This window comes from Rhodococcus sp. MS13, assembly GCF_013277835.1.
In the GTDB taxonomy this organism is placed as follows: domain Bacteria; phylum Actinomycetota; class Actinomycetes; order Mycobacteriales; family Mycobacteriaceae; genus Rhodococcus_F; species Rhodococcus_F erythropolis.
This window is the reverse complement of sequence record NZ_VBTL01000008.1, coordinates 1-21,413: the sequence shown is the minus strand read 5'-3', so window position 1 is coordinate 21,413 and position 21,413 is coordinate 1. Positions and strand designations below refer to the sequence as shown.

Here is a 21,413-nt window from a genome sequence, read left to right as displayed (position 1 = left end):
GACGGACCGCCGAGTGTTCGATTGTTATCGGAAAAATCCTGGCGTCCGTTTCTCAGCTCAGAGAATGCGAACCAGAATCTCCGAGTGACCTGCGCGAATGATGTCGCCGTCTGCCAGCTGCCAGTCCTGGACCGGTGCGCCGTTGACGGTGGTGCCGTTCGTGGATCCCAAATCGGACAGCATCGCGGTGCGGCCGTCCCAACGGATGTCGATGTGGCGACGTGAGACGCCGGTGTCCGGGAGGCGGAACTGAGCTTCCTGGCCACGGCCGATGACATTGCTGCCGTCGCGAAGCTGGAAATGCCGTCCGCTGCCGTCCTCGAGCTGCAGAGTTGCCGTCAGGCTCTGGGCCGTCGGTGCGTAACCGCCCTGCGGCTGGGCATAGCCCTGCTGCGGGTAGGCCTGCGTCTGCTCGAAGTTGCCGCCCTGCTCGTAGCCGGCCTGCTCGTACGGCTGCTGTGTGTACGCCTGCTGGTCGTAGCCGCCCTGCTGGTAGCTCTGCTGGTCGTAGCCCGGCTGATCGTAGGACTGGCCGTTGTACGGCTGCTGGTAGCCCTGCTGGTCGTAGCCGCCCTGCTGGTAGCCCTGCTGGTCGTACCCACCCTGGTACGCCTGCTGGCCGTAGCCCTGCTGGTCGTACGGCTGCTGCTGGTAACCCTGCTGGTCGTAGCTGGCGCCCTGCTGGTCATAGCCCTGCTGGTCGTAACCGGCCTGCTCGTACGGCTGCTGCTGATTCGGGTACGCCTGCTGGTCGTAGCCACCCTGCTGCTGGTTGTAGCCCTGCTGGTCGTCGCCTGTTCGGTAACCGTCGCCGCGGTCGTAACCGTTCTGGTACGGCGCTTCCTGGCCCTGCGGAGCGGCGTAACCGCCGTCGTCGTGGGAGTACCCGTTCCGTGCCGGCTGCTGCGGTTCGGGCTGGCGACCCGCCGGTTCGCGGCTTGGTTCGTAGCCTGAGTTCTGCGTCATGGGGCCGGCTCCTGGTTGTGACGGGACTGGATTGGAAACAGGGGGAACAATCGGTGCGGGTCGCTGAGGCGGCCGTTGTGGAGGCCGCGACGAAACCTGCGGAACATGCGACGGCGGCGATGCCTGCTCGGCGTCACCATCCGGGTCGACGGTTCCGCGGGTGCGGAACTGACCGGTGTGGAGCGTAGGCGAAGGCTCGAAGGTGACCGAGATGTCGCCGTACGTCTGCCAACCCTGATCGCGGATGAAATCCTGCAGGTGTCGGCTGAAAGCTTTGGTAGTCAGTTCGCGATCAGCTGCCAACTCTTCGTGATCGGAGTTGTTGATGGTGATCACGTAGTTGTTGGGGGCGAGAAGGATTCCGCCGCCGAGGTGCTCGACGCGGTCACGTGCCTCCTGCTGGAGCGCCGCCTCTACTTCCTGCGGCACAACACCACCACCGAAGACCCGCGCGAATGCGTCGCCGACTGCTCCTTGGAGCTTTCGTTCGAAACGCTGCACGATGCCCATCGGGCCCTCCTCTCGCCTCGCATCTACGACGGCAAAATGCTCGGCAAGTAGCGCCGGCACCGCCTTGTCGCGTGTCGTCCAAACTGCTGTACAGGTTCCACGGTACTGTCAAATGTCGCTTCGGCAGTACCTGGCCGCTGTTTCAGCATGGTATCGGTTCTGGGCTTTCGGGTGCTCGGTGTTCACCGATTCGTGCCCTGAGCTGCACGAATAGAACTTTCAAAGTTTGTCGTGATAATGTTTCGGCGTTGCTCGGGCGAGTGGCGGAATGGCAGACGCGCTGGCTTCAGGTGCCAGTGTCCTTCGGGACGTGGGGGTTCAAGTCCCCCTTCGCCCACCACAAGACGAGGCCACGAACTCATAAGAGTTCGTGGCCTCGTTTTTGTTGTCGGCTATCTGGCCAAGGCCTGAATGAAGCTCAGAACGAAGTCCAATGCGGTGCCCGCAAACGGGTTGCCGACTGGTTGAGGGGGCGCGGCGGGCGCCGTGATCTGAGGGGTCATCATCCCTGGCGGCAGTGTGCCGGGTGGGAGATTGATGATTGCGTTGATGTCGTAGATGGTGTTGTCGGGACCGTTGGTCACCGCGAAAGAGATACTGCCGAAGTCGACGACCGGAGTGTCGGCTGATGCAGTACCAACTGCACTGCCGAAGGTGATCGCGGCAGCGAGCGCTCCGACACCGAGGGCCGCGGTGGTCCGGGACAAACGAGTAGGTGTGTCGAGTCCATTCACAGATGTGCACCCTTTCGTGGTGACAGCATCCCTGCACGGGACGCCAAGCAGCCAGGAGATTGCAACCACTATCGAGGAAGATAACGGACATTCACCCCATAGTGGGGTGGTTCGGCACGAAGTGCTTCGTCGTTCTTAGCAGCCAGAGACTCTTCCCCTGAGCACCGGAAACAGCGAAACACTTAGGGAGACTTCATGCCTGACCGCATTGCACCCAGCGACCTCTATCTGCAACTGCACGGCCAGCTCGGAGTAATCAACGATCTGCTTCACCGAGTCGCCGCCAGCGCCGCCGATTACAAGCTGTGCGACCCTGAAACCCTCGAAGCAGACACCCTCGGCGACGCCACCACAGGGTCCGAGACTTGCGAAGCCGTACTCCGCGAACTCGACCTCGTTGACACCGCGCTCAAGGCAACCGACGCCGCCTACAGGCGCGTCCTTGACGAAGCCAGCCGTCTCTACTTGAAAGACTGACTGCCAGGACATCATTGGAGGATCTGCGCTTGACCGACACGCGAGTACACCTCACAGAGCCCCTACCTGGGCTACCCATCTACTTGACCTTCGCGGAGATCGAGCATCTACCAGACCTCACCGAGATATTCCGACAGGATCACGATACGACGAGAAGCAGGTCGCCACACCTGCCAGACCGACGATCACTCGACGGTCCCGATCTGTAGGGAACCCCTCGGATCGGCAACTGTGTGGCGACCTGTTTCTAGTTCGACAACACCGGGGATGATGCTTCACTGGCACGTATCGGCCGTCCTGACGAATGACCTACCTCATTCCAGAAGGTCGGATGAGGCAGTTCGCGAACGAGTTTCCTTTGGATGACGTCCATGGATGCCACCGGATAGTGCACACTGCATCGTGCACCTTATTTCCCCGTCCTTGGTTACGGGTTCACCCGCAATTACCGCTATCGAAGGACGGAAAGAGACATGACCGGCGAGGAAACACGGTACGAGTTCACTGAGATAAAGGCGATCCGCGGCACTGAGTCGAAAACGATCACAAGCAAGCAGCAGCAAGGCTGGGAGTTGGTCACCCAACAGGAGGGCCGCCTGCGAACCACCATGACCTTCCGTCGGCCAAAGCCTAAGCCCCCTTGGCGATTATGGGCCGCAGTTGGCGCCGCCAGTGTCATCCTGGCGGGTATCCTCACCGCCGGAGTGCTATTGGAAGACGACAGCAACGCGTCCACGACAGACACCGTGGCAGCCTCGAGTGCCGAGCAGTCCTCCCCGCAGTCTGCTCCGGAAAGGGAAGCGGAACCCTCCTCGTCGGCCGACCCGATGATCTGCGACGGGAAACTGGGCGGAATTCCATGCAAGTTCGGCCAGACCGCGATCTACAGCGACACGGTGCGGTCGGGCGAGGTGAAGCTGGCGATCACCGTGGGCGCACCGGTCGAGTTCACGCCGAGTGAGGACGCGAGCACACTGTATGACCGGCCTCTGGAGCCCGTGAGCGTCTACTTCCCGGTCACCGTCAAGAACACATCGCCGGAGTTAGCAGTGGGTACGATCTTCGGCCAGGCCACCAACGCTGAACAGGGCGAAACCGACATCAAGTTTGTGAGTGACGGCGACATCGAAGGGCTCGCGGTCGCAGGTGTCGCGGGGATGCCTGTGGGCGAGTCGATAAGCGTCAAGGACGGCTGGACCATGACAACGCTTGAAGGCGTCGAGTACCGAGTGAAGATCGATGGCCTGGCCGGCTACAGCATCAAGTTCACGCGGTGATCCTAAGATGACGGGCTAGCTCGCCGAAAACGATCGTTACCGCGACCGGCACATCCGCAGCCTGTCCACACCACCGCCGGTAGCCGCATGAGCGGGTGCAGGTCGGGCATTCGGTCAGCTGGTCACCGTTCTCGCGGGCACTGGCTTCTGCAACCGCGCTACGAGTGACCGAAACCGTCAGCAAATAGGAAGAGGGCCTTCCTCGTCGACGACACCTGCCACTCCAGGAAACCACTCGAACAGTCTTCGGCGGCCGCAGCTAACGTCGTATCCGCCAGTCGAGTTCGCCATCGGTGACAGACGACAGCCACATGCGATCGAAGACGGTCTCACCCGCCAGGGTGTCGGCGAGGTCCGTCAGCATGGCACTGATAGAAACCCACTTCGGTCCGTCCTCGTCGCTCGAGTCCCGGCGGTATTCGGTAACGCACCCGTACATCGGACCCGGGCGGGTGTCGACGAACCAGAAGTATCCATCCAATCCAGCGAACGGAATGTACTCCTCGATGAAGGAGTAGGCAGGTGTTCCCGCGGGTTGCGCTGACGCATTCGCATCGACCATCTCGGGATCTTCGGCTGCCAAGCCCGCCCAGACCTTGACCATCGATCGGCGTGCACCGTGGATCTGTTCGACGGTCAGCAATGCGTTCAGCGGCAGCAGTCGATAGGGCGCACCGGAATACAGCGTCAGAAACTCGACGAGCTCGTCCGGCCAACCGTCGGTGCCCGTCAACTCCTGTGTCGGCACACGATTGTCAGCCGAATAGTCCGTATTGACTGTCAGCCAAGCTTCGATGTCGTTCCACGCCTCGCGTACCGAGCCTGCGGGCGTCGGGCTCAGTCTCGGAATGGCGTCGATCTCGCGTCGACGGCGCTCACGTTCCGCATCGGCAGCGGCTTCGGCATCGTAGGCGGCGGTGATTCGAGCGACGATATCGTCGACGCTGAGCTCCGGGTCAACGATGCCCTGGACCTGGACATAGTTTCGGTTCACGTGGAGTGCGGTGCGGTCGATGAACGGGCCCGGCTCTTGGGCCAAGTAGGCCCGGGCTTTGACGACCATGTCATGCAGGGCGGCCTCGTGGGTCTGCGAGCGCCCAGCCAGAGGCACCGGACGATTGTCTGCCGTGAAGACGCTGATGCGCCAGGTGAATTCGCCGACGGCGTCGCCGTCAGGCCACTCCGATGAAACGATGGTCACTGAACTTCTCCTGGTCTCTGTCAAATCCGGCGTTTCAATTCAATCCGGCGTTTCAATTCTATGGTGACGACGCTATCCACCGAACTGAACGTGGGCGCGACCATGGAAGGATGCTGAGATGCGTACGTTGATCGCAGCGGGGGCTGCAACCTTCTTGATTGGTGGTCTTATCTGCGTTGGCTTCGTGCTGTGGTGGCTCGGGCAACCGACTCAATGTACTTCGTACGCACCTCTGACATCGCAGATCACGGATCCGGTCAATTTGCCTACGATCTCCCTCTGCCCTGGCAGTGATGAGAGCCCGACGCTGTATCTCATTGTCGGGCCACTGGCCAGCGCTGCGGTCGGAGCGCTCACCGGGTTCGTTGTCTGGCACAGCGGAGTTCAGTTGTCGCGCACACGGTAATCTTTACCCTTCTAACTACCGATCCTCGCGACTAAGCGCTGAAGCGGCATGTGCTTCGCAACGGCGCGAATCCAAATTCGCCACGCATGGAAGCGATCGCAGGTTGTCGAATGCTGGCACATCCGTCGCTACACAGCGGACCTTGTTTCCCGCATTGAGATCCTCAGTGCGACACGTCGAGACGCGCCCTCTTACATCCGAAAACTACTGCAGTCCAAGCAGCTTGACAACGCGCTACCGCTACCTGTGAACTTTCTGCCGTGCACCTTTTCTGGATAGTTGCCCTCGTATTCGGCGGTCTCGTTGTTGGTTTCTTGATTTTTTCCTTCGGCTACGAAAAGTGGGCTACGTCCAAGATGATTCGTGAGCGCCGTGCCAGGAACGAAAGACTGCTTGCCCACCAGAAAGCGGAACGGGAGAATCGCGCGTTCTCGTCCGGGCACGACTCAGGGGTGTACGGCGACTACATTCCGGTTGATCCTGAGACCGGCGAGCCGATACGAGTGACGCGACCCGACCGAATCAAGCTCACGACCGACCAGTTCAAGCGGGAGCATCGTAGGCGCGGTGATCTCACGGAGTAGCCGCGAACATGTCTTGTTCAGGGAGGCGGTCTATTCCACTATTTCGGGAAAGCTTCGCTGTGACTTTCGGAATTATTTGGCACGTTTTCTCCGAATTATTTGGCACGGAGAACGCGACGACATCTGCGAGCGTTGACGTGACGGACTGACTTCCGGCTAGTTTCAGGGTGCCGGGAGCGCTCCAGCTTCCCGTTCGGTGCGGGCCAACTCGATGTTCGTGTACAGCGCTGAGCGCTTCAAACCTGTTTTCCTGCACAGTGTTTCAATCTTGAACTGCCCAGTTTCGTACGTTTGCAGCAGGTACGCGCGCTCTTCCGGGGTGAGCTTGTGCTGACGGCCCTTCATCTTGCCGGCCGCCGCAGCCGCCGCAACAGCATCCCTGGTCCGACTCCGGATCAGATCGGACTCGAATTCGGCCATCAACCCGAGGACACCGATGAACATCTTGCCCATCGGATCGGTCGGATCGTAAATCTTCCCGTCGATCGACAACGCCACACCTTTGGCAGCGAGTCGCTTCACCGTCTCGTGAAGATCCCCCGCTGACCGAGAGAGCCGGTCGAGTTTCGTCACACAGAACACCTCGCCTTCGCGGGCCGCGTTGATCGCATTGTCGAGTCCGGGTCGCCGAGTCTGCCGGCCACTGATTCCGTGATCGACATACACCCGGTCGCGATCGACACCCTCCTTGGCAAGAAGCCCGACCTGAATCGACGAATCCTGAGCCGTCGTACTCACACGCGCGTAGCCGATCTTCATTGCACTCCCGATTTTCGCCGTTCAGACGTCCCGGACACAAACTGTCCGCTAGAAACTATGCCATAACGGACAAATCCAACGGACACATATAACGGACGAAATCGCGAGAATTTCCCCACGTCAATTTCACACAGAAGCGCGTTTGTGATCGTCCGGTATGACGATGGTCAAAACGCACACCCAAACCCGCAGGAGGGCGCTCAGCGGATTTGGATGAGGAGGTGATGGTTGAGATTCTCGTTGGGTAGCGTGCGTATGTGACTCTGGAAGAGAAGTTGTGAAAGCGCCACCCCGGCCGGTGGCCGTGACAGTGCTGGTCTTTGCCGGTTTCGGCCTAACGTGTGGACTCATAGGTGCTGCGGTGTTGTGGTGGTACTACTCCCAACCGTTCACGATCTATACGGCCAGTTACCAGCCAAATGACTTCCGATCGATACGGATCGACAAGGTCTCGGTTTACCGATTCATAGTGGGGCTGATCATTGGTGGACCCATTTTCGGGGCCGCAGGCGGAGCACTCGTTTCAGGGGCGGGTTGGAATCTCGCGCGGCGGGAACACGCATGATTCTGTCTAAGTGACTCTGTGTTCAATTCCCGTCTTCTAAATAAGAAGGCACGAGCGCGAAACCGGTTGGTTCAGTCGCGCTCACCCCTTCGGAAATGTGGAGCACATGTTTTCCTGGATAGCGACGTTCGACAATGAGCACAACATGACTGAGGTGTACAAAGGGTCTGCGCCCGACGAAAGTTCCGCCTTCAAAGACATGCTTGCCACTGCTCTCGAGGGGTCTACAGGGAACGGCCAGACGTACGTGCGCGACACTGCAGCGCGGTCAGGGCGTGGCGACCTGATCCTCATTCCAGCACTACAAATTAAAGCTCAGCGACGCCACCCGTGACCGGCTTGCATAGCTTCCGCATAAAACCCCTCACGGCGAGGCTTATCGACCTCTGGACGTTTACGGCCGACAACGACTCCAAGAATGCAACGGCTTGTATTCTCGGACTGTGACATCCGCAAATCGCTGGACAAGTGACACCGAGATCGAGCACTCGAAGGACGCAACACGTCGAAATTCGCAGACGACGATTCGCCACCATTACGTCCCCAAGATGTATCTGAAACGTTGGTCGATCGCAGGCAGCTCAGAGATTCAATACTTAAATGTCAAGACGAATGTTGGCGGATGCGTTGATCCGGATGCCATCGCGTTCGAGGAGAATTTCTACGAAATAGAAGCCCCTGACATCGATTCCGACCTCAACCCGAACATGTGGTTCGAGACGCATATGGGAAGAATCGAGGACAAGGCAGCTCACTGGCTGCGCGCCTTGGACGGGCTGCAGGACGGTCGAGTGAGGGATCCGAACATCCTCTCGAATCTCGCCGTCTATGTGGGGCTGCAAAGCCAACGAACAATCCGCTCACGGCAGAGCGAACTTGATATCGGGCGTGCGATCGAGCACTACGGTGCAAAGTACGTGCTGGACATTCCCGATGTTCTTCCCTCCGTGTGCACTTTGTACAACATCCCGTATTCACTCGTCCGGCATCGCGAAATTGCGCAAAGCGTGATCAACCAGGGTGTGATAAGCACCAGCGCTCAACCGAAAGCGATCGAAAGCGCAATAGGTGTGTGGAGGAACCGGATCGTTCCTCATTTGGAGAATGATAGATCCTGGTGGCTTGCCAGCACCAAGACTCCATTGATTACCAGTGACGAGCCTGTTGTGCTGATCGGCACAAAAAGGCACTCCCGGGAATTACCTGTTTCGTTCCACAGCGCGCCATTGATCCTTTTCCCCATAGGTCCCCGGCGGTTGCTTGTGCTTGCCGGACAGAAGGCACAGCTCAGGGGTCCAACCAGCCTGACACCGGCTGAGACGAAGTTCGTGAATCGGGAATTGGCGTTCAATTGCAACGAGCTAGTTTTCGACGAGCCAGGCTCGACTGCTGCGGTACAGATCAGGGTGCCTCCCTACCCGTCGGCCGCACAGGAGTTTCCGGCCTCGGTGCGTAACTTTGCTGAACTCGCGCGGTTAGTGTCGCTACCCACTAGATGGACTGGAGCCCCTTACCAACCGCAGTGGCCTCTTTCGCGGTGGACCACGCCGTAGAAACCACGCACTGAGGTCGGGCATCAAACAGGTTTCAAGGTACAGCGACCAAATACGTACAACGTCGGTCACGCCCAAGAGTTGAACGCCGCCTCCGGCGCCGTTGCCGCTACGCAGCCCCGAGCGGTCAAGAAAGTCGTCGTACAAGTCGCCCCCGAACACCATGTCGGGGACCCGACCCGTCAACCCACGCTCCGCTCCACGGGGTTGACCGCCCAACCTCGACATGGTGACAGGGGAGCGACTCTACCCACTCTCAGAAAGGCATCACCATGCCCGAAACAGCCGCTCCCACACGCTTTGTCGTGATATCCCGCACCGAAGAACACGGCGGATACGAGAACGAGTGCTTCACCCACTTCGTTGAGGACAACACGGGCCGCTACTGCCTGCGGGGATCGATGGTCCAGTCGGACGCGGAATGGCTCGCGAACAACATGAACAGCAAGTGGGGATAACACACTAAGAAGGCACCGGGTTCGGTGCGGGCCTTTCTGCGGCACTCCTAGGTAGAGGGCAGGGCGCTCCGGCATCTTCATCAGGATCAGCTCTACGCCGTCCTTGTACCGGTAGGCCCACTGACCGTCCTTCGTCATTACCGTGCCGGCTTGGCGGCCCTCGTTGGGGGCGGGCTCCACCCTTGAGTCTCATCCGGTAGGTCCCGGACTCGACATGTCACTGCGCCGAGTGCCGAGATTGTTCTACGGTCCACGTCGCGATCTGAGTGCGCGAGGTGAATCCTAGTTTGACCAGAATTCGTTCGACATGTCCCTGCGCTGTGCGTTGAGAAATTACCAGCTTTCGAGCAATCGCCTTATTTGTTAGTCCTTCTGCGACCAGCGCAGCTACTTCGCGTTCTCTCTTGGTGAGACTGTTCGGCTCTGATGGCGCCCTGCTGGGCATCGTTTCACCGAGTGCCTTTGCCAAAGATGCTCGCATACTAAGATCGCGTCCATTCCTAAATGCTGACTCAAAGGCACAGGAGCTCATAGACCGACGAACCTCGGTTTCGCAACTGGTGTGATACTGCGAGATCACGAATATGGTTGCAGGACAAGCTTTTACGCGACCCCACATAGCGTTTGCAGCGCCCAGGAGAGAGGCGGCGGCAGTGTATCGACGCTCTTGGGCAGCGACCCATCCAAGTCCTTCCATGGACCACGCGTAGCCGTGCGGATCCGCGATGCACTGGCTGAGCTGAAGACTGTGCCGAAATAGCCTTGTAGCCTTGTCGAAGTCGTTGTTCTTCATCGCAAGCAACGCCTCCGCCCACAAAGCGCAGCTGCGAAGGTACGTGTCACCAAGCTCTTCAGCGATCGTCCGAGTAGATTCGGCAAGGGCAATCGCCGTGTCGAGATCACCGAGGCGGCCTGCGAGTAGGCCGAGCATATGACCGGCGATGACCTGCGGTATCTGACTACATCCGTTCAGTGACAGCTCAGATGCTACGGAGTACTCAGCACTCAATTCCGACAGATCTCCCATGTGGAGGGCAATAAAGCACTTGGAGAGATTTAGGAACCCACGGGTGGTTGGATCGTCGGTTTGGTCTGATAGTTCCCGCAATTCCCGCAGAACTGGTTCTGTGGGTGGCACTCCCGACGACGAGAGAAACATGGAAGCGTTGCACAAGGCTCTTGCTCTCTCTTGCAATGCGGTCGAGTCTTTCGTCGCCATTGCCAATGGAATCCAATGCAAGCCCTCCTCAAACATGCCGCGGGCAAACCAGTATGGAGATAGTGCATTTACGAGGCGAAGGCCTTCCAGATGACGATGTTGGGCAGTGAACGCGAACGTCAGTGCAAACCGCAGGTTCGACTCTTCGGCAGACAGTCTTGCGACCCACAATTCCTGCTGTGCGCCAACCCATTTCGATTCTGCTTGCGCGGCCAGAGCGCAGAGCCAATCAAAGTGCCGATTCTGTAGGATTTTCAAGTTGCCGAAATTTTGAGATCGAGTACGACCGTATTCACGAATGGTTCCGAGCATCCGGTATCGGACACCGTGAGCCGATACCTCTCGCATGACGATGGACTTGTCTACCAGCCCAGTCAGAATGTCCACAAACGCGGGCGCTGGGGTGTTCTCGGAGCACACGGCTTCGGCCGCTTCGAGCGTGAACGACTCTGTGAATACAGCAAGCCGAGCCCACAAGTCCTTCTCTAAGTCATTGCACAGGTCATAACTCCACTTGATACAGCGTGTCAGGGTCTGTTGGCGCCCGGGTGAGCCCCGCGCACCCAAGGTCAGCAGGAGAAATCGGTCGTCTAATCGTTCTAGGATCTGATCGATTGACATTGCCCGTAGCCTTGCTGCCGCAAGCTCGATCAGGAGTGGAATCCCGTCGAGTCGCTGGCAGATTTGTGCGACAGTGCTCTGGTCGGCATCTGAGATTGGGAATTCGGATTCGTTGACCCTCGCACGATCAAGGAATAGCGTAATCGCATCGTCGCTACGCACGCGGGATGTATTCAAAAGTTGATCTGAGTACGAGACCGTCATCGGTGCGATGCGAATGACCGCCTCACCGGAGAGTCCAAGGGGTTCTCGACTGGTGGCGAGAATTCGAAGGCGCGGACATGCTCTGAGCAAGTCGATTGCCGCCTGCGAAATTGGGTCGATGCACTGCTCGCAATTGTCAAGGATGAGGAGGATTTCTCGGTCGCCAATTGAGTCGGACAGCCATGCAACAAAGTGGGGATCGATCGATCTGCCGTCGTTGGTGTTTTGTAGTCCATCCTCGGATGTACCGGACCCGCACACACCGTCCAACTCGATCAGACGAATGCCATCGCGAAAAGTGCGACGAGCATTTTCAGCCACACGATAGGCGAGGCGAGTCTTTCCTACCCCTCCAGGTCCTGTTACCGTCACCAGCCGCGACGTGCCCATACGTCGGCGCGTCTCTTCAATCTCACGTCGGCGTCCGATGAAATTCGTCAACTCTGGCGGCATTCGTACGCCGATGGTCTCGATGCGCGGGGTTGCCATACCTGCATGCATCGATGAGATAGGGGTGCGGTTAGGCGAGACTGCACGTCTTGATCCCGTTCGGTCTTCGTATGGGTGGTTTGGGTTGTCACTCCTACGAACGTCGTGCGCGGGCGGCTGGTGTCGATCGTGCTGGTCTCCGTGTAAGTGCTGTGTGTCACCACAGCAAGTCGACGCCCGCGGGACGTCCAGTTGTGCGAGGTGGGAGGCTGCGGGCACGACGCGCGCTATGCCGAACTCTTGCAGGTTAATTGGTCGGGGTTGGTCAGGTTGTGCGTCTACCGTTGTCATATCGTTGCCTCAGACTGCCGCGACTACGCGGTCTGTTGCACCAGCGATTGGACATCGGGGCTGAAGTACGAATCGGAGGAGCAGATTTCTGTATTTTCATGTGGTCGGGTGGCAGCTATTTTGCCTGCATTGCCTTTTCGAGCGTCTCGACTCGGCGCTCCGCGCGGTGATGAACGCTGTCGTCGTGTCGGAGCGTTGACGTTGGGGTGCTTTCTTTGTTCGCCTCGCCGGTGTTCACGGTTGGGTTGGAAACTGTGAGGCATGGGGTCTTGTCGGGCTATGAATCTTGCTGTTCACGCTCGCTTGTTCGAACATTTCGCGGGCGATTGCGCACAGGTGAAAGGCTCTGTGGTGCAAGCGTGTCGGAACCGCTGTATACGGTCGACGGAAACTGTGAGACCCATCCCTGAACCGGCCGCTCGTTCGGGATTTGCCGTCTGGTCATGTTCCCATCGTATGGAATTCTGGTCTGCACGTGCAGTCCAGAATAGCCACAAACCAGAATCCAGCATTTCCTTGGCACACAAACTGTCCGACGGCGGCGATCGAATCCGCGAGGCACTCCGCCACTGCGTTTCCCGCTGAACGAACACGATTTCAACGATGCGATCAGCAACATACGGTAGGCGCGATGCAAAGAATCGACGAGGTTGTCGGGTGAGGATTGCCAGGATCCGTGCCGTCAATCTTCGGCCACCGACCGGCACCGGTAGGGTCGACATCAGGAACACTCAGTGCATTGAACTGGTCCGGACATTGTAGGCAGCACGTTAGGAATTGCGTTTTTCCCCTTTGCAGTCCGCGAAACTCTCCGCTAGCCGCTGCAATGGCTCCCTCGTGGGCTCCCTCGTGGGCTCCCTCGTGCAATTCCATCTCGCGTGACGACGTTGTCTTTGAACTCACTCCCGGGCGCCTTGACCTCCATCGGGCGCGCATCTCAAGATCGCAAATCTCGTCTTTGTGAGTTAACTGGTCGAATCGACGCAATTCCATTCCAGTTAAAATCGATTACTTATACACCGTTTCTATCCAGAACATCCCTCAGTGTTTTCACCGCATGCAACGCCTGGGTTTCTGGCAACCTGGAATAACCGCAAACCAGTCCATTTCTTATACGCACACTCTTGTCAAGATAGTAGCCACTGAGTGGCATGCATGCTAAACCACGCTGTTGCAGTTGCTTGACCACCGTCACGTCATCAAATAGTTTCTCTGACGACAGAACGACATGCAAACCCGCGTCAATTCCTTCTAATTTCATTTCCGGCAATAACTCGCGACATGCTTCCGCGAAGCGCTGACGCCGTGCCGCATATGTGTGATGCGCTGATACAATATGCCTGGTTAAGGCTTCTGATCTAATGAAAGAAGATAAGACTTTTGCTGCTATCGGGCTTACAGAATCCCCCTCTTCTGCGACCCTCTGCCGCACCTTTGAACGATATTTTTTCGGAACTACCGCCCATGCTATTCTCAAGTCTCTTGCAAGAACCTTGGAAGCGGTTCCCAAATATACGACGCTCTGACTCCCGGATCCCATTCCGCGCAAGGCAGGCATTGGAGGTACTCCATACCTGAATTCTCCATCATAATCATCCTCAAAAACTAAGCTACCTTCCCTTTCTGCCCATTCCAACAATTGCGCTCGGCGGTCTACTGACATGCGCGATCCCATAGGGAACTGGTGGGCCGGGGTCACGTAGACGGCAGCGTCACTGCCGCGCAAGTGAGAAACCATCATCCCACCCTCGTCCACCCCGATGGAACGCACGTTAAATCCGGCGCCGGTTATCGCGTTTCGAGCGGTCACATAGCCAGGATCTTCAATAGCGATTGAATTGTTCGACTCAACTAGAACCGGGAGTAGAACTTTCAAACTAGCATTTACGCTGGTGAATATATATATATCTTCGGGATCCGCTAAAAATCCGCGTCGTCGACGTATATGATCCGCCAAAATCGATTGCAATTCTGGAAAACAATTGTGTCTGGATCCTAATTCGGGATCAGATGTTCCAAAATATGGCCTGAAGTCTTCTATTCCCCCAGCTGATGTTCTGATAGCCCGGCTCCAGTCCGTCCGGTTTATCAGCGAAGTATCTGGATATCCGGGGAGAAGATCAAACCTCAGAACTGGCCCGCTGGGTTCGTCGGGCAAGGATGTTCGCTGATCTGTGGGGTGGAGCGACGATGATAGCGCTCCCGCCAGAGCTGCATTGCGGGCCCCAAGCTCCACCCTTGTTGATCCACCCGACTTAGAGACAAAAAACCCAGATGCGATGAGCTCTTGGTATGCGGCAACCACTACCGACCGCGATATTCCCAAATCGTGCGCAAATACCCTCGACGAGGGTAGGTCATCGCCATCGTCGAGCTGGCCGTCCACTAACGCGCCAACAAGTGCGGCCGACAGCCGGCTCGACATACTTCCATCGCCCGGGGCTATATATAGTTGCAGCAGGTTGGGCCGCATCGATCGTGCCACTTTATCACCGCCTCGGAGGGTTTCCATGTTCGAAGTGAAAGGTTGAGCGGTAACGCGCAAATCTAAGAATCTTAGAACATTCTTTGAACCATTCTATGCATTTACATCATAACCTTCGATTAGCGCCCTAATGGACGGCGATAGTTGCACATCACTTGAATGTCGCGCAGCTGGTACGGGTTCGCCGAAAACTGCCTTGATCGGGACAACGCCAGTCCAAATATTCGGGTCGTAGTCCTCGCCATCCTCCGGTTGAGTAGGTTCTCCTGTCCGAACTTTTGCAGTCCATTGACCGTCGTGGATCTGTAGTGCCATTGCTTGTGTCCCGACCAGGTGCTTCTTTGTATGCGGAGGCATCTCGGCTGGACGTCCTGGCGTCATGCCCTCCACCATCTTCGTCAATGCATCCGCGGCGGCTTCGCCCTTCAGGTTCTCCAGTGTTCCGTGAACAACGGCAGACCGATAGTTCGCGCTCATGTTGAACATCGTGTGAGCGAAGATCCAGCCGTCCATATGAGTTACCGAGAGCGCGGCAGGCGCGCCGGCTTCGACCAGGCGTAGTGCTCCGGATCCGACAGAGCCGTGAAGTAGCAAGCGATCGCCGTCTCTTGCGTACAGCATCGGAACTACCCAAGGCTTGCCGTCCGCGATGGTGCTCAGCGTGCCTACCTTGTGGCCAGCATCGAGTATCGCGTAGAGCGACTCGCGCTCGTGTTGCGAGCGTTCGCGGATGCGGTTAATTCGATTTGCGTTTCTGATCATGGCCCCATCGTATGGAGTTCTGGTCTGCTTGTGCAGACCAGAATAGCCGCAAACCAGAATCCAGAATTTCCTTGGCGCACAGGCATTCCGCCGGGGCCGATCGAATCCTAGAGTGGCTTTCACCACAGTGTTTCCTGCCGAGCCCAGACGAATCCAGCGATGCGATCATCACCATCCGGACCCCCGAGGACACAGCTACCTGTTGGGACTCATGCGTGAGGGTTGAGGCTCACGTGCCACGAGGTCGGCCAGCACTGCAAAGCGCAGAAAATACGCGAAAGGACAGATCAGGAAGCACGGATCGATTCGACAGCTCGCTAGTCGCACATTTTCGGATGGCTGGTCCATCTCGGCAAGGAAAGCAAGGAACGGAAAAACATGACACGATTACTGCCTATCGCATTAGAGCAGATTCATGCGCAAAGCCTATCCGAATTCACTCACAGGCTAGAACGTCAAGTGAAGAATAATGATGCGGCGCTGCACGTTTACCCCGAGTATCACCTTCGCCCCGAGGGTCGATCCGAGATGGGTGATGAGCCGCTCGAAGAATATCTATCTTCGATGGCTGAACCCATAGACGGGAAACGCGGAAAAGTGCTTGCCGAACTTGCTGGGGATCTTGGAATTTGGTTACTGCCGGGAACAGTTGTAGAGCAAGGGCCGACTGGTTCGTTCTTCAACACAGCTGTTGTCTATTCTCCTGAGGGAAAATTAGCGGCATCGTATCGAAAAGTATTCCCGTTTCGTCCGACTGAGACATGCGTACCGGGATCGGAGTTCGTCACTTTTGAAATGAAAGGGTTCGGGCGCATAGGTTTATCAGTCTGCTACGACGCATGGTTTCCTGAAGTCTCCAGGCATTTGGCGTGGATGGGCGCTGAGCTTGTTCTAAATGTTGTTCAAACTGGAACAAATGATCGTACACAAGAAGTTGTTATTGCTCAGGCAAACGCTATCGTCAATCAGAATTTTGTCGCAAGTGTAAACGCTGCTGCACCAACCGGAATGGGCAGAAGCTTGCTCGTTGATCCTGAAGGAAGGACCCGGATACAAGCGATCAGCTCGGAGGAGATCACTCTGACCGATGTTATTGATCTTGACCAAGTCGGGAATGTCCGCAAGCATGGGACCGCAGGTGTCACGAGGCCGTGGGATCAATTCAACGAGTCTGACGTTCCTATCAAACTTCCATTTTACGGTGGAGAAATAACACCAACGCGATGGCAGGAAACGACACGTGCAAAAGATTCCAAAAACCAAACCACGGGCAACTACTCCAGAGGGACAATTTGATGTCTAACTCATCACCGGCGCTTGCTCGTAAGCTCACACTCGTAGCCGCCGTAGCGTTCGGGCTCTCTTACATGGCTCCAGCTGTCGTGTTGACAATGTTCGGCATCATTTCAGAGATCAGTCACGGAACTGCACCGACAGCACTTCTCCTGTCAACTCTCGCTATGTTGGCCACCGGCATCAGCTACGCAAAGATGGCGCATTTGTTCCCGAGTGCCGGATCCGCGTACATCTATTCTCGAAAACTGCTTAGCTCAAAAATAGGATTCCTGGTCGGTTGGGTCATCCTACTGGACTATCTATTCTTACCAATGCTCGTATGGCTGATTCAATCAGTATTCCTACATGCACAGTTCCCCGGAATCCCACTGTGGGGTTGGATTCTGATCAATGCAGCCGCAACAACTGCAGTAAATATGGTCGGAATCGTCGTGACCGACCGCGTCAATCGAATATTGCTCGTTGTTTCGGTCCTCGCTGTACTCGTCTTGGTCGCATACTGTGTTATCTATCTATCGGATAACTCACCCGCGTCCTTTACCGACCCGATTTGGAATTCAGCTTCTACAATCGGTGGAATTTCAGCGGCCGCTGCAGTTGGTGCATATGCCTTCCTAGGATTCGATGCAATCAGCACACTGAGCGAGGAGACCAAGGATCCACAGAAGAACATACCCCGCGCAATCATCTATTCGATCCTCATCGCCGGCGCTTTCTTCGTCGCGGTTTCGTATGTGATGGAGTTGGTGCAAGCTGGAAGTGGGCTCGAAGATCCCGAGTCCATGAGATACACCATGTCTGTATTGGTCGGCGGTAAGCACTTCGCTGACCTGCTGAACGTAGCGCTCGTCGTCGGAGCCTTCGCCGGCTGCGTGTCGATTCAGGCCGCTACCGCGCGCCTGTTGTACGTCATGGGACGCGACGGCGTGCTACCGAAGCGAATCTTTGGACATATCGGGAAGAAGACCAAAACGCCGACGTACAACCTTCTTTTGACTGGGGCGACATCGTTAATCGCACTTCCGCTGTCAATTGAAATCGCGTCTTCATTCATCAACTTCGGCGCCTTCCTCGCTTTCACTGCCGTAAACATCTGCTTGATCACGTACTTCGTCAAAAATAGAGACGCGAAAAAGCTCATGTCGATCAGTTACATTCTGATTGGCATCTTCGGTGCAGCAATCGACATTTACTTGCTGACACAGCTCAGTGAAGACGCCACCTTGATTGGAATCGGCTGGCTGATCCTAGGAGTGATCTGGTTGACCTTCTTGACGAAGGGATTCAGGAAGCCGGTTCCGGACCTGTCCCTTAATCCGAACGCGCTCGTTGATGAAAGTGCACCGACAGTGCTTGTCGACCATGACCTGGACTCGACCACTCGCTAGCGTCGACCGTCATCTACTGGTCTACGGCAGTTCAAGCAGTGAATAGACCTCGCATTTCGACGACACGGAAGATACTCAAATTTCCCCAGTAAAATCGAAACATTCACTAGCCTGAACTGCCGTAAGCTGATTATTTACTATTAACAAATAAGAAGGAGAGAACGTTTGGCCAAATTTGCAGTCCAAACCAAGCTACAAGTCCTAGCGTATGAAGCTAACCGTAAGGCAGTCGTAAATTCTGATGGTTCTCTAGATGTTATCCGTGATGACAACACGGTAGAGCGACACTACGAGCCCTCAACGTGGACGATATTGGCTCCGAGTACACTGCGCCGAGAATTAATCGATCGAACAGTTTCAGAAGACTAACGATTTCGCGATGTGAAACTCTGACTGCAGATATAGATTGCCAAGGAACAATGATCATTCAATCATCCGAAACCCCCGTACAACGTCCAACGACTCTCTCGATGACAGTCCTCATGACACCCGATATGGCGAATTTTACGGGAAAGGTTCACGGGGGAAGCTTACTCAAGTTGTTGGATCAAGTCGCTTACAGTTGCGCCAGTCGGTATGCTGGAAGTTACGTTGTAACACTTTCTGTCGATCGAGTGCTTTTTAGAGATGCGATTCAAGTCGGTGAGCTGGTAACCTTCTCGGCGTCTGTGAATTTCACTGGTAAGACATCAATGGAAATTGGAATTCGCGTAGACACAGAGACAATTCAGACTGGGGCCAATCGACATACCAACAGCTCTTATTTCACGATGATTGCCGTTGATGGCGAAGGGCAGCCGGTCGCCGTGTCACCGCTGCGGCCTAGCTCACAGCTAGACCGGGAAAGATACGAAGCGGCGCGAAAACGGAGAGCTGCACAACGGGCAGCGTTTTCAAGCCCGCATGCAGTTTCGCCGTGACTACATAATTTGAGCACAGCACGTGCCACGAGAAGGAAAAATAACAATTCGTTTTACAGCGCGGATAGAAAATTGAGATCTCACATCAAGCATTCTCAAGTAAAACTGATTACATAATGGCGGAAACGTCGATTCGAAAGAGACTCGAGACAAGTTTCATATGACTAAACCAATCGTTCAGGCCCAGAAACTAGAAGGGGTTCAGTACGACCTTCGCGGAAAGATCCTGGACAGGACCGAAGAACTCGAGGGTCAAGGCCAGACGATCCTACGGCTCAATGTCGGCAATCCGGCGGCGTTCGGGTTCGATGCACCGGACGATATCCTTGCAGCGATGGTGCGTAATCTCCCTACCTCACAGGGCTATTCCGATTCCCGTGGCTTGCATTCGGCGCGCACTGCGATAGTTCAGCACTACCAGACTCGGGGCATCGCCGACGTCACCGTCGACGAGATCTATCTCGGAAACGGCGTCTCCGAACTGATCACGCTGACGATGCAAGCACTCTGTAATCCCGAGGACGAGATCCTGATTCCTGCTCCGGACTTTCCGGTGTGGACGGCCTCGGTGTCGCTGGCCGGCGGCACTCCCCTTCACTACCTCACCGACGAAAGCCAGGGCTGGGCACCGGACTTCGACGATCTCGAATCCTGGATCACGCCGAATACCCGAGGGATTGTCGTCATCAATCCGAACAATCCGACGGGCGCCGTCTACTCAACGGAGGTGCTGCAACGCTTCGTGGATCTAGCGCGCAAACACGATCTGATTCTGTTCGCCGACGAAATTTACGAGAAGATCGTCTACGACGGCCGATCCATGACCAACCTTGCGTCGATGACCGGGCGAGACGTTTTGTGTCTGACGTACTCGGGGCTGTCCAAGGCCTACCGCGTCTGCGGGTTCCGAGCCGGATGGCTGGCCATCACCGGACCACTCGAGCGGGCGTCGAGTTTCATCGAAGGCATCAAACTGCTGGCCAACATGCGAATGTGTGCCAATGTGCCGGCGCAGCACGCGATCCAGACCGCACTCGGCGGACGCCAGTCCATCGAGGACCTCCTGCTCCCGCAAGGTCGACTGACAGCACAGCGCGATCTCGCGCACAGCACGCTCAACAGCATCGACGGGATCAGTTGCCGGCAAGCGGAGGGAGGACTGTATCTGTTCCCGAAGCTCGACGTCGACAAGTTCGGCATCGTCGACGACGAGAGGTTCGTTCTCGATCTACTGGAATCGGAGAAGATTCTGGTCAGTCACGGCCGCGCGTTCAATTGGATCGAACCCGATCACTTTCGGTTGGTGACCCTGCCGAACACCGACGACCTCGCGACCGCCCTCGAGCGGCTCGGCAACTTCCTCAGTTCCTACAGCCAGTAACGCAGAACAAGGGTATCGAATCACCACCTCCCCATTCCCTAATCGACTATTCACCACCCCAACTGCCCCACCCATCAGTCTGCCGAAGGATCGTCATGGACGCCGTCACCAATGTCCCCCACCCAGCCAACGAACCGGTCAACAATTACGGGCCGGGAAGCCCGGAACGATCACGCCTACGCACCAAACTTTCCGAACTGGCCGAGACACCCACCGACATCCGACAGGTCATCGGGGGCGTCCACCGAACTGCGGAGGGCAAGCGGGAGAACGTAGTTCAACCACACCGTCACAGCTCGGTCATCGGATCGTTTGCGGGCGCAACGCACTCGGATGTTCGTGATGCCATCGACGCCGCTACACTCGCCGCCCCGGCCTGGCGCGACCTCTCGTTCGACGACCGCGCGGCGGTCTTCCTCCGCGCCGCCGATCTACTGTCCGGCCCGTGGCGCGAAACCATCGCCGCCGCAACAATGCTCGGTCAGTCGAAGACCGCATATCAGGCCGAGATCGATGCCCCGTGCGAACTGATCGATTTCTGGCGTTTCAACGTCGCGTTCGCTCGTCAGATACTCGCCGACCAACCTGTTTCCGCTCCGGGAGTGTGGAATCGCGTCGAATATCGACCACTCGAAGGTTTTGTCTACGCGATCACCCCCTTCAATTTCACCGCCATCGCCGGAAATCTCCCCACCGCACCTGCCCTGATGGGCAACACCGTGATCTGGAAGCCGTCACCGACGCAGGCCGTCGCGGCGTACCTGACGATGCAACTACTCGAAGCCGCCGGCCTCCCACCCGGGGTGATCAATCTTGTTCTCGGCGACGGCCCCACGGTGTCCGAGGTCGCGCTGGCCGACCCTCGCC

16 protein-coding genes and 1 tRNA gene are annotated in these 21,413 nt (G+C 56.9%); 10 read left to right on the top strand and 7 right to left on the bottom strand.

Annotation, left to right across the window (positions count from 1 at the left end; translation table 11 throughout):
• Window positions 1-57 precede the first annotated feature (57 nt).
• Window positions 58-1,476 carry a DUF3662 and FHA domain-containing protein gene (locus FEZ59_RS16605; protein ID WP_172932909.1) on the bottom strand — a complete coding sequence of 473 codons (1,419 nt, stop codon included), beginning with the start codon at window positions 1,474-1,476 and terminating at the stop codon, window positions 58-60.
• Between the two features lie 254 nt (window positions 1,477-1,730).
• Here FEZ59_RS16605 and FEZ59_RS16600 point away from each other — a divergent pair.
• Window positions 1,731-1,816 (top strand) — tRNA-Leu (locus tag FEZ59_RS16600).
• 52 nt (window positions 1,817-1,868) lie between these two features.
• Here the strand turns inward: FEZ59_RS16600 and FEZ59_RS16595 are convergent.
• Window positions 1,869-2,210, bottom strand: a complete 342-nt coding sequence (locus FEZ59_RS16595) for a hypothetical protein (RefSeq protein ID WP_172932908.1) — start codon at window positions 2,208-2,210, stop codon at window positions 1,869-1,871.
• Between the two features lie 195 nt (window positions 2,211-2,405).
• Between FEZ59_RS16595 and FEZ59_RS16590 the strand changes: the two genes are divergently transcribed.
• A complete protein-coding gene (locus FEZ59_RS16590; protein WP_172932907.1) occupies window positions 2,406-2,687 on the top strand; it encodes a hypothetical protein in 282 nt (93 codons plus the stop codon).
• 473 nt (window positions 2,688-3,160) lie between these two features.
• A complete protein-coding gene (locus FEZ59_RS16585) occupies window positions 3,161-3,964 on the top strand; it encodes a hypothetical protein (protein ID WP_172932906.1) in 804 nt (267 codons plus the stop codon).
• A 259-nt stretch (window positions 3,965-4,223) separates the two neighbouring features.
• Here the strand turns inward: FEZ59_RS16585 and FEZ59_RS16580 are convergent, their stop codons facing one another.
• Both FEZ59_RS16580 and FEZ59_RS16575 read right to left on the bottom strand, forming a co-directional pair.
• Window positions 4,224-5,165 (bottom strand): SMI1/KNR4 family protein, encoded by a 942-nt coding sequence (locus tag FEZ59_RS16580; protein ID WP_172932905.1) that lies wholly within the window; start codon window positions 5,163-5,165, stop codon window positions 4,224-4,226.
• A gap of 1,152 nt (window positions 5,166-6,317) precedes the next feature.
• Window positions 6,318-6,914 (bottom strand): recombinase family protein, encoded by a 597-nt coding sequence (locus tag FEZ59_RS16575; protein WP_172932904.1) that lies wholly within the window; start codon window positions 6,912-6,914, stop codon window positions 6,318-6,320.
• 1,008 nt (window positions 6,915-7,922) lie between these two features.
• Between FEZ59_RS16575 and FEZ59_RS16570 the strand changes: the two genes are divergently transcribed.
• Entirely contained in the window at window positions 7,923-9,032 is a 1,110-nt protein-coding gene (locus FEZ59_RS16570; protein ID WP_172932903.1) for a DUF4238 domain-containing protein, read from the top strand.
• A gap of 272 nt (window positions 9,033-9,304) precedes the next feature.
• Window positions 9,305-9,490 (top strand): hypothetical protein, encoded by a 186-nt coding sequence (locus FEZ59_RS16565; RefSeq protein ID WP_172932902.1) that lies wholly within the window; start codon window positions 9,305-9,307, stop codon window positions 9,488-9,490.
• Window positions 9,491-9,707: 217 nt separating this feature from the next.
• Here FEZ59_RS16565 and FEZ59_RS16560 read toward each other — a convergent pair whose 3' ends face one another.
• The 3 genes from FEZ59_RS16560 to FEZ59_RS16550 all read right to left on the bottom strand — a co-directional run bounded on the left by FEZ59_RS16560 (window position 9,708) and on the right by FEZ59_RS16550 (window position 15,561).
• Window positions 9,708-12,023 carry a LuxR C-terminal-related transcriptional regulator gene (locus tag FEZ59_RS16560; RefSeq protein ID WP_172932901.1) on the bottom strand — a complete coding sequence of 772 codons (2,316 nt, stop codon included), beginning with the start codon at window positions 12,021-12,023 and terminating at the stop codon, window positions 9,708-9,710.
• Between the two features lie 1,303 nt (window positions 12,024-13,326).
• Window positions 13,327-14,826 carry a PLP-dependent aminotransferase family protein gene (locus FEZ59_RS16555; RefSeq protein WP_172932900.1) on the bottom strand — a complete coding sequence of 500 codons (1,500 nt, stop codon included), beginning with the start codon at window positions 14,824-14,826 and terminating at the stop codon, window positions 13,327-13,329.
• Between the two features lie 66 nt (window positions 14,827-14,892).
• A complete protein-coding gene (locus tag FEZ59_RS16550) occupies window positions 14,893-15,561 on the bottom strand; it encodes a pyridoxamine 5'-phosphate oxidase family protein (RefSeq protein ID WP_172932899.1) in 669 nt (222 codons plus the stop codon).
• A gap of 378 nt (window positions 15,562-15,939) precedes the next feature.
• Here FEZ59_RS16550 and FEZ59_RS16545 point away from each other — a divergent pair, with 378 nt between their 5' ends.
• The 5 genes from FEZ59_RS16545 to FEZ59_RS16525 form a co-directional block, all read left to right on the top strand.
• Window positions 15,940-16,857: a carbon-nitrogen hydrolase family protein gene (locus tag FEZ59_RS16545; RefSeq protein ID WP_172932898.1), complete on the top strand. Its 918-nt coding sequence runs from the start codon at window positions 15,940-15,942 to the stop codon at window positions 16,855-16,857.
• Complete coding sequence (locus FEZ59_RS16540; RefSeq protein ID WP_172932897.1) at window positions 16,857-18,245, top strand: APC family permease; 1,389 nt, start codon at window positions 16,857-16,859, stop codon at window positions 18,243-18,245. The genes FEZ59_RS16545 and FEZ59_RS16540 overlap by 1 nt, the downstream gene beginning before the upstream one ends.
• Window positions 18,246-18,664: 419 nt before the next feature.
• Window positions 18,665-19,165: an acyl-CoA thioesterase gene (locus FEZ59_RS16535; RefSeq protein ID WP_172932896.1), complete on the top strand. Its 501-nt coding sequence runs from the start codon at window positions 18,665-18,667 to the stop codon at window positions 19,163-19,165.
• Window positions 19,166-19,325: 160 nt separating this feature from the next.
• Window positions 19,326-20,546 carry a pyridoxal phosphate-dependent aminotransferase gene (locus tag FEZ59_RS16530; protein WP_172932895.1) on the top strand — a complete coding sequence of 407 codons (1,221 nt, stop codon included), beginning with the start codon at window positions 19,326-19,328 and terminating at the stop codon, window positions 20,544-20,546.
• A gap of 95 nt (window positions 20,547-20,641) precedes the next feature.
• Window positions 20,642-21,413, top strand: a 772-nt coding sequence (locus FEZ59_RS16525) for an aldehyde dehydrogenase family protein (RefSeq protein WP_172932894.1), incomplete at its 3' end; no start/stop codon positions are given.

Bases quoted from the DNA above. Each gene is read 5' to 3' on its own strand.
- FEZ59_RS16605 (WP_172932909.1), bottom strand. From the start codon at position 1,476: ATGGGCATCGTGCAGCGTTTCGAACGAAAGCTCCAAGGAGCAGTCGGC.
- FEZ59_RS16590 (WP_172932907.1), top strand. From the start codon at position 2,406: ATGCCTGACCGCATTGCACCCAGCGACCTCTATCTGCAACTGCACGGC.
- FEZ59_RS16585 (WP_172932906.1), top strand. From the start codon at position 3,161: ATGACCGGCGAGGAAACACGGTACGAGTTCACTGAGATAAAGGCGATC.
- FEZ59_RS16575 (WP_172932904.1), bottom strand. From the start codon at position 6,914: ATGAAGATCGGCTACGCGCGTGTGAGTACGACGGCTCAGGATTCGTCG.
- FEZ59_RS16565 (WP_172932902.1), top strand. From the start codon at position 9,305: ATGCCCGAAACAGCCGCTCCCACACGCTTTGTCGTGATATCCCGCACC.
- FEZ59_RS16560 (WP_172932901.1), bottom strand. From the start codon at position 12,023: ATGGCAACCCCGCGCATCGAGACCATCGGCGTACGAATGCCGCCAGAG.
- FEZ59_RS16555 (WP_172932900.1), bottom strand. From the start codon at position 14,826: ATGGAAACCCTCCGAGGCGGTGATAAAGTGGCACGATCGATGCGGCCC.
- FEZ59_RS16550 (WP_172932899.1), bottom strand. From the start codon at position 15,561: ATGATCAGAAACGCAAATCGAATTAACCGCATCCGCGAACGCTCGCAA.
- FEZ59_RS16545 (WP_172932898.1), top strand. From the start codon at position 15,940: ATGACACGATTACTGCCTATCGCATTAGAGCAGATTCATGCGCAAAGC.
- FEZ59_RS16540 (WP_172932897.1), top strand. From the start codon at position 16,857: ATGTCTAACTCATCACCGGCGCTTGCTCGTAAGCTCACACTCGTAGCC.
- FEZ59_RS16535 (WP_172932896.1), top strand. From the start codon at position 18,665: ATGATCATTCAATCATCCGAAACCCCCGTACAACGTCCAACGACTCTC.
- FEZ59_RS16530 (WP_172932895.1), top strand. From the start codon at position 19,326: ATGACTAAACCAATCGTTCAGGCCCAGAAACTAGAAGGGGTTCAGTAC.